The organism is Streptomyces nogalater, from assembly GCF_039532885.1.
Classification (GTDB): Bacteria; Actinomycetota; Actinomycetes; order Streptomycetales; family Streptomycetaceae; genus Streptomyces; species Streptomyces nogalater.
Genome location: NZ_BAAASM010000043.1, coordinates 102,177 through 114,658, shown reverse-complemented (window position 1 = coordinate 114,658; position 12,482 = coordinate 102,177). Strand labels below are relative to the sequence as shown.

Genomic DNA, 12,482 nt, shown 5'->3' with positions numbered 1-12,482 from the left:
CACCATCCGCTTCACGGTGGCAGAGGTCCGCAGACTCCTGGACACTCTCCTGCCCCGCCCGACACCCCGCCTCGGAGCAGTCGTCCACGCCCTGAACTGGTCCCTCTGGCGCAGACAACACCAAGCGATCACCCGCCACCGCCACTACCGAAGAAGGACCAGCTCAGGCAACGATTTCTGACTGGAGTACTAGCGGATCGGCATCCCCGACAGCGTCCGGGCGATGACCAGCCGCTGGATCTCGCTCGTCCCCTCGAAGATGGTGTAGATCGCGGCGTCCCGGTGCATCCGCTCCACCGGGTACTCCCGCGTGTACCCGTTGCCGCCCAGGATCTGGACGGCCTGCGCGGTCACCTTCTTCGCGGTCTCGCTGGCGAACAGCTTGGACATGGAGCCCTCGGCGGCGGTGAACGGCTTGCCGTTGACCGCCATCCAGGAGGCCCGCCACACCAGCAGCCGCGCCGCGTCGATCCGGGTGCGCATGTCCGCGAGCTGGAAGGCCACGCCCTGGTTGTCGATGATCGGCCGCCCGAACTGCTCGCGGGTCCTGGCGTAGTCGAGGGCGACCTCGTAGGCGGCCCGTGCGGTGCCCACGGCCATGGCGCCGACGGCCGGCCGGGACGCCTCGAAGGTGGCCATCGCCGCGTTCTTCACGCGCTCGCCACCCGCCGCCTTCGCCTTCTCCCGGGCCCGGGCCAGCCGCTCGTCCAGCTTCTCCTTGCCGCCGAGCAGGCAGGAGCCGGGCACCCGGACGTCGTCCAGGACGACCTCGGCGGTGTGCGAGGCGCGGATGCCGTGCTTCTTGAACTTCTGCCCCTGGGACAGGCCGGGCGTGCCCGGCGGGACGATGAAGGAGGCGTGGCCCTTGGAGCCCAGCTCGGGGTCGACGACGGCGACGACCACGTGAACGTTGGCGATGCCGCCGTTGGTCGCCCAGGTCTTCGTGCCGTTGATCACCCACTCGTCCTTGGCCTCGTCGTAGACGGCACGGGTGCGCATGGAGGCCACGTCGGAGCCGGCGTCGGGTTCGGAGGAACAGAACGCGGCGACCTTGACGTCGTTCTGGTCGCCGTACATCTGCGGGATCCAGGTGCCGATCTGCTCGTCGGTGCCGTTGGCGAGGACGCCCACGGCGGCCAGGCCGGTGCCCACGATGGACAGGGCGATGCCCGCGTCCCCCCAGAACAGCTCCTCCATCGTCATCGGGATGCCGAGGCCGGTGGGGTCGAAGTACTGCTGCGCGTAGAAGTCGAGGGAGTAGATGCCGACCTTCGCGGCCTCCTGGATGACGGGCCAGGGCGTCTCCTCGCGTTCGTCCCACTCGGCCGCCGCCGGGCGGATCACGTCCGCGGCGAAGCCATGGAGCCAGTCCCGGACCTCCTTCTGCTCGTCGTTCAGCTCCATGGTGAACTCGGCCATGTCCCCTCCAGCGGCGGTGCGATGTTACCAACGGTAACGAGAGTCTGTTACCGGCCGGTAGGAATGTCAACCGCCCCACCGCCTCGGGCTCCCGTTCGATGCCGGGGGCGCCGTCAGTGTTAGTTTGCGCAGGCGTCACCGAATCAGCACGGGTGGGGAGAGCACATGGACACCACACAGCGGACCGAGCAGCAGCGGTCCGCCGAGCGCCGACGGCGCGAGCTGCTGGAGGCCGCCGACCGGGTGGTGCTGCGCGACGGCCCGCAGGCGTCGATGAACGCGATCGCGGCGGAGGCGGGGATCACCAAACCGATCCTGTACCGGCACTTCGGCGACAAAGGCGGTCTTTACGCGGCCTTGGCCAAGCGGCACACCGACGCCCTGCTGGCCTCGCTGCGGGCGGCGCTGGACGCGCCGGCCGGCCGGCGCGAGCGGGTCGAGTCCACCCTGGACACCTACCTGGCCGCGATCGAGGCGCGCCCCCAGGTCTACCGGTTCCTGATGCACCCGGCCGAGGGCAGCGCCGGCGGGGAGCAGGGCTTCGACGTCGGCAAGCACTCGGTGCCGCTGCTGCGGCGGATGGGCGAGGAACTGGCCCAGGTCATCGAGGAGCGGGTGGACCTCGGACCGGACAGCCGGCAACTGGCCCGGGTGTGGGGCCACGGGATCGTCGGGATGATGCACGCGGCCGGCGACTGGTGGCTGGGGGAACGTCCCTGCTCCCGGGCCGACCTGGTGCGCTCCCTCGCCGATCTGCTGTGGGGACGGCTGGCCGCCGCCGGGGACCGGCTGGGCGGCCCCGGATTCTGACCCCGGCCGCCCCCGGATTCCGTCCCCCCGGCCGCACCCGGATTCCGACCCCCGGCCGCCCCCGGGTCGCGTCCCCCGCCCGCTCCCGCATTCCGGCACCCGGCCTCACCCGAATTCCGGCACCCGGCCGCGCCCGCCCGCCGCGCTAGCGGGCCGTACCGCTCCCCCGGTGCCAGGAGGCGCGGGAGATCTGCCGCATCAGCCTGCGGTGACGCCACCCCGTCAGACGGTCGGCGTAGATCCCTCCCTCCAGGTGGTCGCACTCGTGCTGCAGACACCGGGCGAAGAAACCGGTGCCGTGCACGGTGACCGGCTCCCCGGTCACCGTCCGGCCCTCGACCACCGCGTGGTCGTAGCGCTCGGTGCCCGCCTCCAGACCCGGCAGCGACAGACAGCCCTCCGGGCCCCGGATCACCACACCGTCCGCCTCCACCAGCCGCGGGTTCACCACATGACCCAGGTGCCGCACGTCCTCGTCGTCGGGGCAGTCGTAGACGAACACCCGCAGGGGCACGCCCACTTGGTTCGCCGCCAGCCCGACGCCGCGCGCCGCGTACATCGTGGCGAACAGGTCCTCCACGAGGGCCGCGAGGGCGGGGCCGAAGTCGGTGACGTCCCGGCAGGGCTCGCGCAGCGCCGCGTCGCCGAGCAGGGTGAGAGGCCGGACGCGCCCGCGGGCGCCCGGAATGGAACCGTGTCGCATGGCGGCAAGGGTACGGTTCCTTCAGCTCATGCCCGCCGCGCGAAGGCGTGGGCCGGAATTCGGGTGTGTGAACGGATCTCGATAGGCTGAGGGTCCCACCACGCTGCCGGATGGCCCCAGGCGCGGCGCGTACGCAAGGAGGATCGAGAACTGATGGCAGGCAACTCGGACCCGCTCACGCCGCGGGCCAAGCTGGCCGTGACCGCGGGTAAGGCGGTCGCTGCGGCATCGCGCGCCGCGGGGCGCGGCAGCGGGTCGGTGATCGGTGGCCGGGTCGCGCTGAAGCTCGACCCCGACCTGCTCGCACGGCTCGCCCAGAACCTGGACGTCGTCCTGGTGTCGGCGACCAACGGCAAGACCACGACCACCCGGCTCATCGCCGAGGCGCTGCGCGCCGCGGGCCCGGTGGTGTCGAACGCGCTCGGCGCCAACATGCCGGCCGGCATCACCTCCGCGCTCGCGGGCGGCTCGGACGCGAAGTTCGGCGTCATCGAGGTCGACGAGAAGTACCTGGCCGGGGTGGCCCGGGACACCGACCCCAAGTGCATCGCCCTGCTGAACCTCTCCCGGGACCAGCTGGACCGCGCGGCCGAGACCCGGATGCTCGCCGAGAACTGGCGCGAGGGCCTGGCCGGCTCCAAGGCGGTCATCGTCGCCAACTGCGACGACCCGCTGGTGGTGTGGGCCGCGTCCTCCTCCCCGAACGTGGTCTGGGTCGCGGCCGGCCAGATGTGGAAGGACGACGCCTGGTCCTGCCCGTCGTGCGGCGGTGTGATGCAGCGCCCCGGCGACGACTGGTTCTGCGGCGAGTGCGGCTTCCGCCGGCCCACGCCGACCTGGGCGCTGTCCGGCGACCACGTGCTGGACCCGCACGGGTCCGCCTGGCCGATCCACCTCCAGCTGCCGGGCCGCGCCAACAAGGCCAACGCCACGTCCTCCGCCGCCGTCGCCGCCGTCTTCGGGGTGCCGCCGCAGGTCGCGCTGGAGCGGATGTACCAGGTGCAGGCGGTGGCCGGCCGGTACGACGTGGTGCAGTTCCAGAACCGCGACCTCAGGCTGCTGCTGGCCAAGAACCCGGCCGGCTGGCTGGAGACGTTCTCCCTGATCGACCCGCCGCCGGCGCCGGTGATCCTGTCCGTGAACGCGCGCGGGGCCGACGGCACCGACACCTCCTGGCTGTGGGACGTCGACTACACCCGGCTGACCGGCCACCCGATTTTCGTCATCGGTGACCGGAAGCTGGACCTCGCCGTCCGTCTGGAGGTCGCGAACCAGCACTTCCAGGTCTGCGACAACCTCGACCAGGCCGTGCAGATGTGCCCGCCGGGCCGGATCGAGGTCATCGCGAACTACACCGCGTTCCAGGACCTGCGCCGCCGTGTCGGCAACTGATCTTCGAAGGGCGATCACCTCATGAGCGACAACCAACTGCGGCTGGTGTGGATCTACCCGGACCTGCTGAGCACCTACGGCGACCAGGGCAACGCCCTCGTCGTGGAGCGCCGGGCCCGGCAGCGCGGCCTGGACGTGGCCCGGCTCGACGTGCGCAGCGACCAGCCGATCCCGACCTCCGGCGACATCTATCTGATCGGCGGCGGCGAGGACCGCCCGCAGCGGCTCGCGGCCGAGCGGCTGCGCCGGGACGGGCATCTGCACCGCGCGGTGGAGAACGGCGCGATCGTGTTCTCGGTGTGCGCCGGCTACCAGATCCTCGGCCACGAGTTCATCAACGACCTCGGCCAGCGCGAGCCGGGCCTCGGCCTGCTCGACGTGGTGTCGGTGCGCGGCGAGGGCGAGCGGTGCGTCGGCGACGTCCTCGCGGACATCGACCCGCAGCTCGGGCTGCCCCAGCTGACCGGCTTCGAGAACCACCAGGGCGTCACCCACCTCGGCCCCACCGCCCGCCCGTTCGCCCGGGTGCAGATCGGCAAGGGCAACGGCACCGGGGACGGCACGGAGGGCGCGTACAACGGGACCGTGTTCGGCACGTACATGCACGGGCCGGTCCTCGCCCGCAACCCGCTCATCGCCGACCTGCTGCTGAAGCTGGCGCTGGACGTCAACGCGCTGCCGCCGATCGACGACCGCTGGTACGAGGCGCTGCGCAACGAGCGCATCGCGTCGGCCCAGCAGCCCGCGTAACCCGGCCGCCCGGCGACCCGCGCGACCGGCTGAAAAGGGGCTGGACGGCAGCCCCCGTAACCGTCCCGTCAACGGGATTTCAGCGTGGCCCGGCAGACTCCCGGCGGGCCCGCCTGACGGCTCGTCCGCTCACATGTGCGGGCGCGTCCAGCAGGCGGACGCCCGCTACGGAGTCACCCCCTCGCGCCGGTAGGGTGGCCGGGAATCCGCCGGACAACGTGGTCCGGTCACCCGGCCCACGTTGAGAAGGTAATTCGGGCTATGCGTATTGGTGTCCTCACGTCCGGCGGCGACTGCCCCGGCCTGAATGCCGTCATCCGGTCCGTCGTGCACCGTGCCGTCGCCGACCACGGCGACGAGGTCATCGGTTTCCGGGACGGCTGGAAGGGCCTCCTGGAGTGCGACTACCGCAAGCTCGACCTGGACGCCGTGGCCGGCATCCTGGCCCGCGGCGGCACCATCCTCGGCTCCTCCCGGGTCCGCCCGGAGCAGCTGCGGGACGGGGTGGAGCGGGCCCGGGGCCATGTCGCGGAACTGGGCCTGGACGCGATCATCCCGATCGGCGGTGAGGGCACCCTGAAGGCGGCCCGGCTGCTGTCGGACAACGGTCTGCCCATCGTGGGTGTGCCCAAGACCATCGACAACGACATCGCGGTCACCGATGTCACCTTCGGCTTCGACACCGCGGTGACCGTGGCGACCGAGGCCCTGGACCGGCTGAAGACCACCGCCGAGTCCCACCAGCGGGTGCTCATCGTGGAGGTCATGGGCCGGCACACCGGCTGGATCGCGCTGCACTCCGGCATGGCGGCCGGCGCCCACGCCGTCGTCGTGCCCGAACGGCCCTTCGACATCGAGGAGTTGGCACGGAAGGTCGGCGAGCGGTTCGCGGCGGGCAAGCGGTTCGCCATCGTGGTCGCCGCGGAGGGCGCCAAGCCTCGCCCCGGCACCATGGACTTCGACGAGGGCGGCAAGGACGTCTACGGCCACGAGCGCTTCGCGGGCATCGCCCGGCAGCTGTCGGTCGAGCTGGAGCAGCGGCTCGGCAAGGAGGCCCGGCCGGTGATCCTCGGGCATGTGCAGCGGGGCGGGACGCCCACGGCGTACGACAGGGTGCTGGCCACGCGGTTCGGATGGCACGCGGTGGAGGCGGTGCACCGGGGGCAGTTCGGCGCGATGACCGCGCTGCGCGGGACCGACATCGTCATGGTGCCGTTGGCCGACGCCGTGGAGACCCTGAAGACGGTTCCCGCGCAGCGGTACGCCGAGGCGGAGTGCGTGCTGTAGTCCGGCAGGAACGCGTGCTGTAGTTCACGGGAGAACAACCCGCCCCCGGTCGCCGTCGGGACCGGGGGCGGTTCTACTCTTGGGGGCGGACAACTCGCACAACCCCCACGAAACAGGAGCCGGCGGATGGATCACAGCGGGCACGGCATGATGATGGATCTGCCGCCGTTCACGCTGGGGCGAGGGCTTGAGTGGTCGGCGGACCCGTTCTTTCTCGTCGCCTGTGTGGCCGGACTGGCCCTGTACGGATGGGGTGTGGTGCGGCTGCGGCGGCGCGGGGACGCGTGGCCGGTGGGGCGGACGGTGTCGTACGTCGTCGGCGTGCTCACCATCGCGCTGGTGATGTGCACCAAGCTGAACGACTACGGCATGGTCATGTTCAGCGTGCACATGGTGCAGCACATGGTGATCAGCATGCTGTCGCCGATCCTGATCCTGCTCGGCGCCCCCGTCACCCTGGCGCTGCGCGCGCTGCCGGCCGCGGGCAAGGACCGCAAGGGGCCGCGCGAGCTGCTGCTGATGCTGCTGCACAGCCGGTACATGCGGGTCATCACCCACCCGGCGTTCACCATCCCGCTGTTCATCGCCAGCCTGTACGCCCTGTACTTCACCCCGCTGTTCGACTTCCTGATGGGCTCGAAGACCGGGCACATCGCGATGATGGTGCACTTCCTCGCGGTCGGTGTGGTGTTCTTCTGGCCGATCATCGGTGTGGACCCCGGCCCGCACCGGCCGGGCCACCTGATGCGGATGCTGGAGCTGTTCGCGGGCATGCCGTTCCACGCGTTCTTCGGTATCGCGCTGATGATGGCGTCGACGCCGATGGTGGAGACCTTCGAGCACCCGCCGGCCTCGCTGGGCATCGACGCGCTGTCCGACCAGAGCTCGGCCGGCGGCATCGCCTGGGCGTTCAGCGAGATCCCGTCGGTGCTGGTGCTGATCGCGCTGCTGTTCCAGTGGTACCGCTCCGAGCAGCGGCAGGCCAAGCGCAAGGACCGGGCCGCCGACCGGGACGGCGACAAGGAGCTGGAGGCCTACAACGCCTATCTGGCCTCGCTGAGCGCCCGCGAGGGCTGAGCCGGGGTGTCCCGCGCGGGCCGGAGCCGACCGGGCTCCGGCCCGTCGCCGTATCCCCGCCCTGTCCCGCCGGGCGGGGACCGGGGCACCATGGTCGAAGACGGACCACGAGGAAGGTGCCGCGATGCCCGGTTCCACGAACGGTTCCACGAACGGCTCCACCAAGGCGATGGGGGCTCTCACGGCCGGGGGGCTGGTCCTCGTGACCGCCTACACGGTCGCGCTCGGCAGCAACGGCTGGCTGTGGTTCGGCTGGGTGGTGCTGGGGCTGCTGACCCTGGCCATGATCGTCACCCGGTCCTGAGCCGCGGCGCGCGGGGGCTGGCTACAGTGCCCGCATGAACAGCAGGACACCCGCGTTCGACGAGCTGGACCGCCGGATCATCACCGCGCTCATGGCGAACGCCCGTACGAGTTTCGCCGAGATCGGCGCGGATGTCGGGCTGTCCGCCACGGCGGTCAAGCGGCGGGTGGACCGGCTGCGGGAGACCGGGGTGATCACCGGGTTCACGGCGACGGTCAGACCGGCCGCGCTGGGCTGGCGCACGGAGGCGTACGTCGAGGTCTACTGCGAGGGCGCGGCCCCGCCCCGGCGGCTGGCGGAGGTGGTCCGCAACCACCCGGAGATCGCGGCGGCCATGACGGTGACCGGCGGCGCCGACGCGCTGCTGCACGTGCGGGCCCGGGACGTGGAGCACTTCGAGGAGGTGCTGGAGCGGATCCGCGCCGAGCCGTTCATCCGCAAGACGATCAGTGTGATGGTGCTGTCCCATCTGCTGCCCGAGAGCCCGGAGGCGGGCGCCTCCCACGCGGCCCCGGAGTGACCGGGCAGCGGGGGCGTGCGCAGGCATGGTGCGTGCGCCCCGAGGAGAACGCAGCGATGCTGCGCATCTACGCAGCCTTTCGCGCTTGTCGTCCGTCTTCCTCCCTTCCTACCGTGGTGTCACCCCCTCAGTGACACACAGGAAAGCGGAGGGAACCCTCTGTGACCGAACGTCGTGTGCCGCGTCCCCGGCGATTCCTTGTCTGCGAACCCGGACACTTCGCCGTCCAGTACGCGATCAACCCCTGGATGGACCCCGGCCGGCCGGTCGACGTGGGCCTGGCCCGGGAGCAGTGGCGGTCGCTGATCCGCGCCTACGAGGATCACGGCCACACCGTCGACCGCGTCGAGCCGGTCCCCGGCCTGCCGGACATGGTGTTCGCCGCCAACGCGGCCCTCGTCGTCGGCGGCCGGGTCTTCGGCTCCCTCTTCCACGCCCCCGAGCGGCGCCCGGAGTCGGAGCACTACGACACCTGGTTCAAGACGGCCGGCTACGACGTGTACCGGCCCGAGTCGGTGGCCGAGGGCGAGGGCGACCTGGTGTGGACGGGCCGGTATGTGCTCGCCGGCACCGGGTTCCGCACCACCCCCGAGGCGCACCGGGAGGCCCAGGAGTTCCTGGGCCGGCCGGTGATCGGCCTGCGGCTGGTGGACCCGTACTTCTACCACCTGGACACGGCGCTGTTCGTGCTCGACGACGAGAACGTCTGCTACTACCCGCAGGCCTTCTCACCGGGCAGCCGCGAGGTGCTCCAGCGGCTGTATCCGCGGGCGGTGCTCGCCACCCGCGAGGACGCGCTGGCCTTCGGCCTGAACTCCGTCTGCGACGGCCGGCACGTCTTCATCGCCCCCCAGGCCGCGGCGCTGGCCGCACGCCTCGCCGATCACGGCTACGTCCCCGTCCCCGTCGACCTGTCCGAGCTGCACAAGGCCGGCGGTGGCATCAAGTGCTGCACCCAGGAGATCCGCTGATGACCGCACCCGCACGCCCCCGTACGTCCGAGCAGCTGATCCGCGCGGAGGAGCCGGTGCTCGCGCACAATTACCACCCGCTGCCCGTGGTCGTGGCCCGGGCCGAGGGCAGCTGGGTGGAGGACGTCGAGGGCAACCGCTACCTCGACATGCTGGCCGGCTACTCGGCCCTGAACTTCGGCCACCGGCACCCGGCGCTGGTCGAGGCCGCCCACCGCCAGCTCGACCGGCTCACCCTGACCTCCCGCGCCTTCCACAACGACCGGCTGGCCCACTTCGCCGAGCGGCTCGCGGCGCTGACCGGGCTGGACATGGTGCTGCCGATGAACACCGGCGCGGAGGCCGTGGAGAGCGGCATCAAGGTGGCCCGCAAGTGGGCCTACGACGTCAAGGGCGTTCCCGACGGCCGGGCGACGATCGTGGTCGCGGCGGAGAACTTCCACGGCCGTACGACGACGATCGTCGGCTTCTCCACGGACGAGACGGCCCGCGCCGGCTTCGGTCCCTTCACGCCCGGCTTCAAGGTCGTGCCGTACAACGACCTGGCCGCGCTGGAGGCGGCGGTCGACGACACCACGGCGGCGGTGCTGATCGAGCCCATCCAGGGCGAGGCGGGCGTGATCGTGCCGGACGACGGCTATCTCACGGGCGTGCGCGAGCTGACCCGCCGCAAGGGCTGCCTGTTCGTCGCCGACGAGATCCAGTCGGGCCTCGGCCGCACCGGCCGTACCCTCGCCGTCGAACACGAGAACGTGGTGCCGGACGTGCTGCTGCTCGGCAAGGCGCTGGGCGGCGGCATCGTACCGGTGTCTGCGGTGGTGGCCCGGCGCGAGGTGCTGGGTGTGCTGCGTCCCGGGGAGCACGGTTCGACGTTCGGCGGCAACCCGCTGGCCGCCGCGGTCGGCACGGCCGTGGTGGAGCTGCTGGAGACGGGCGGGTTCCAGCGCCGGGCGGCCGAGCTGGGGGTGATCCTGCGGGAGGGGCTGACCGAGCTGATCGGCAGGGGCGTGACCGGGTTCCGGGCACGGGGGCTGTGGGCCGGTGTGGACGTCGACCCGGCGCTCGGCACCGGCCGGGCGATCAGTGAGCGGCTGATGCGCGAGGGCGTCCTGGTCAAGGACACCCATGGCTCCACGATCCGGCTGGCGCCGCCGCTGACCATCACGGCGGAGGAGCTGCGGTCGGCGCTGGGCGCGCTGGAGAAGGTGCTGGGCTGAGGAGCGGGCGGGCGGGGGCCGGTGGCGACACCGGCCCCCGCCGCGCTGTCACTCCGCGCCGAGGAGTTGCTTCATCTCCTTGATCTCGGCGTCCTGCGCGGTGATGATCGCCTCCGCCATGGCCTTGGCGTCGCCGGAGCGGCCCTTGTGCTTCTCGGTGGTGGCCATCTCGACGGCGCCCTGGTGGTGCTCGACCATCAGCGACAGGAACCGCTTGTCGAAGTCCTTGCCGGTGGCCTTCTTCAGAGCGGCCATGTCGGACTCGCTCATCATCCCGGACATCCCGGTGTGGCCGGAGTGGTCCATGCCGGCCGTCGGCGCCTGTTCGCCCCAGGCCTTCAGCCAGCCGGTCAGGGTGCGGATCTCCGGGTCCTGCGCCTTCTCGATGCGCGCGGCGAGGTCCTTGACCCGCTTCGAGGAGGCGCGGTCGACGGCCAGTTCCGCCATCTCCAGGGCCTGCTGGTGGTGCGGGATCATGCCCTTGGCGAAGGCGACGTCCTGGGCGTTGTGCGCGCCGGCCGACGCGCCCGGGGCGGCGGAGCCGGCGGAGGCGCTCGGCGTGGCGGGGGCGCCGTGACCGGTGTGGCCGGTGCCGTTGTCGTCGCGGTCGTCGCCGCTGCCGCCGCAGGCGGCCAGGACGAGGGCGGAGGCCACGGCGGCCGTGGCGAGGGCGGCGCGGCGCGTCAGGGTACGGGTGGTCATGGGGAGAACTCCTGTTGTTGCGGTGGGATTTCGGGCACGCGTGCGTACGGCCGCGGTCCCCGCGGGCGGCGGGGCGGGCGCGGCCGAAGCGGCCTCTAGATCCGCAGGAGCTGGAGTTCGGCCAGGTCGGGTGGGGCGCGGGCGCCGTCCGGCGCGGTGGCCCACGCGGCGGGCGGACGGTGGGCCGGTGCCGGGCCGGTCACCGGGTCCGGGGCCGGGGCGGGCAGCCGCGGTCCGCCGTCCAGCGCGCCGGCGGCGCAGGCGGGGTCGGCGTGGTGCAGCCGGTGGCCGCCGCAGTGGCCGTCACCGCCCGGGCAGTCGTCGACGGCGCCGAGCGCGGCCGTCGTGTGCGTTGCGTGGGCGTGTTCCGCGTGCCCCGCGCCACCGCCGGGCGCGAGGGCGTGCATGCCCAGCAGCCCGATGAGCACCGCCAGCACGGACAGCGCGCGATACCGCCTGAGCGGTCGCCGCGGGTGCTGTCCGGTGGTGCGCATGAGGTCATCGTACGGGGGGCGTGCGACGGCGCACGGTCAAGGTCCACCGACACGCCCGCGCGCCCCCGGTTCGGCGCGGCGGCGCACGGGCAACCGGGCGGTATACGACGCGTGGCGCGGTACCGGCGCCTGCTTCGCCGGCCGGCGGACACCTCGTATCCGCCCAAACCGTGATTCAACGGACCACCGGAGTAATTGCCATGCTCTGTCGGCGCGAACCAATGCGACCCATGCTGTCGGAATGAAACGCATGGGCGGTAATTCGCCGACGGCCGTGTCGCCAAAGGCCGTGTCGCCGACGGCCGTGTCCCGGGGGCCGCGCGCATCCGGTGCTCGCTGGTCACCGAGTGCGAAAGCGGCCCGGTTGCCCTGACGGCGCCGAGGCGGCCGGCCGGTCCCGGGCCTCACGCGATGAGGATCCGGTGGTGATGCTCCGCGCGCACGACCGTCTCGACGGCCTGCCGCGGCGCGGGCGCCGCCGTACCCGACGTGCCCGTCGTACCCGCCGTGCCCGCCGTGCCCCTCGTGCCCGAGTCCACGGTCTCGTCGCCCGGCGGGGCGGCCGCGGGGGCACGACCAGCGGCACGCCACCCCGTATCCCGCCGAACCGGAGGAACCCATGGACGACGACACCCGGTCCTACGTGGTCGTACTCAACGACGAGGAGCAGTACTCGATCTGGCCCGCCGACCGCGACCTGCCCCTCGGCTGGCGCAGCGGCGACGTCAGCGGTTCCCAGGCGGAATGCCTGGCCCACATCAACGAGGCCTGGACGGACATGCGCCCGCTGAGTCTGCGCCGGGCCGCCCGGTAAGCCGTTCAGCCACCCACTCTCA

The 12,482-nt window shown here is 72.1% G+C and carries 14 protein-coding genes; 10 read left to right on the top strand and 4 right to left on the bottom strand.

The window, feature by feature from the left end; translation table 11 throughout:
• Positions 1-189: 189 nt before the first annotated feature.
• A complete protein-coding gene (locus ABD350_RS27495) occupies positions 190-1,419 on the bottom strand; it encodes an acyl-CoA dehydrogenase family protein (protein WP_344351228.1) in 1,230 nt (409 codons plus the stop codon).
• A 165-nt stretch (positions 1,420-1,584) separates the two neighbouring features.
• On the opposite strand from ABD350_RS27495, the gene ABD350_RS27490 reads away from it, so the two are divergent.
• Positions 1,585-2,229 carry a TetR/AcrR family transcriptional regulator gene (locus tag ABD350_RS27490; RefSeq protein ID WP_344351226.1) on the top strand — a complete coding sequence of 215 codons (645 nt, stop codon included), beginning with the start codon at positions 1,585-1,587 and terminating at the stop codon, positions 2,227-2,229.
• 145 nt (positions 2,230-2,374) lie between these two features.
• Here the strand turns inward: ABD350_RS27490 and def are convergent, their stop codons facing one another.
• Entirely contained in the window at positions 2,375-2,932 is a 558-nt protein-coding gene (gene def / locus ABD350_RS27485; RefSeq protein WP_344351224.1) for a peptide deformylase, read from the bottom strand.
• Between the two features lie 153 nt (positions 2,933-3,085).
• Here def and ABD350_RS27480 point away from each other — a divergent pair, with 153 nt between their 5' ends.
• From ABD350_RS27480 to rocD, 8 genes are all read left to right on the top strand, one after another.
• A complete protein-coding gene (locus ABD350_RS27480) occupies positions 3,086-4,324 on the top strand; it encodes a MurT ligase domain-containing protein (protein ID WP_344351221.1) in 1,239 nt (412 codons plus the stop codon).
• 21 nt (positions 4,325-4,345) lie between these two features.
• Entirely contained in the window at positions 4,346-5,074 is a 729-nt protein-coding gene (locus ABD350_RS27475) for a type 1 glutamine amidotransferase (protein ID WP_344351219.1), read from the top strand.
• A 261-nt stretch (positions 5,075-5,335) separates the two neighbouring features.
• Complete coding sequence (locus ABD350_RS27470; protein WP_344351216.1) at positions 5,336-6,361, top strand: 6-phosphofructokinase; 1,026 nt, start codon at positions 5,336-5,338, stop codon at positions 6,359-6,361.
• Between the two features lie 126 nt (positions 6,362-6,487).
• Positions 6,488-7,438, top strand: coding sequence for a cytochrome c oxidase assembly protein (locus tag ABD350_RS27465; RefSeq protein ID WP_344351213.1), 951 nt, complete (start codon positions 6,488-6,490; stop codon positions 7,436-7,438).
• 124 nt (positions 7,439-7,562) lie between these two features.
• Complete coding sequence (locus ABD350_RS27460) at positions 7,563-7,742, top strand: hypothetical protein (protein ID WP_344351210.1); 180 nt, start codon at positions 7,563-7,565, stop codon at positions 7,740-7,742.
• A 34-nt stretch (positions 7,743-7,776) separates the two neighbouring features.
• Entirely contained in the window at positions 7,777-8,262 is a 486-nt protein-coding gene (locus ABD350_RS27455) for an Lrp/AsnC family transcriptional regulator (protein WP_344351207.1), read from the top strand.
• Between the two features lie 161 nt (positions 8,263-8,423).
• Positions 8,424-9,233, top strand: coding sequence for a dimethylargininase (gene ddaH / locus ABD350_RS27450; protein WP_344351204.1), 810 nt, complete (start codon positions 8,424-8,426; stop codon positions 9,231-9,233).
• Positions 9,233-10,450, top strand: a complete 1,218-nt coding sequence (gene rocD, locus ABD350_RS27445) for an ornithine--oxo-acid transaminase (RefSeq protein WP_344351201.1) — start codon at positions 9,233-9,235, stop codon at positions 10,448-10,450. The genes ddaH and rocD overlap by 1 nt, the downstream gene beginning before the upstream one ends.
• Positions 10,451-10,498: 48 nt before the next feature.
• On the opposite strand, the gene ABD350_RS27440 is transcribed toward rocD, so the two are convergent.
• The gene (locus ABD350_RS27440) at positions 10,499-11,152 is read right to left on the bottom strand and encodes a DUF305 domain-containing protein (RefSeq protein WP_344351198.1); all 654 of its coding nucleotides are present in this window, start codon (positions 11,150-11,152) and stop codon (positions 10,499-10,501) included.
• A 95-nt stretch (positions 11,153-11,247) separates the two neighbouring features.
• The gene (locus ABD350_RS27435) at positions 11,248-11,646 is read right to left on the bottom strand and encodes a DUF6153 family protein (RefSeq protein ID WP_344351195.1); all 399 of its coding nucleotides are present in this window, start codon (positions 11,644-11,646) and stop codon (positions 11,248-11,250) included.
• A gap of 619 nt (positions 11,647-12,265) precedes the next feature.
• Here ABD350_RS27435 and ABD350_RS27430 point away from each other — a divergent pair.
• Complete coding sequence (locus ABD350_RS27430; protein WP_344351192.1) at positions 12,266-12,460, top strand: MbtH family protein; 195 nt, start codon at positions 12,266-12,268, stop codon at positions 12,458-12,460.
• Positions 12,461-12,482 lie beyond the last annotated feature (22 nt).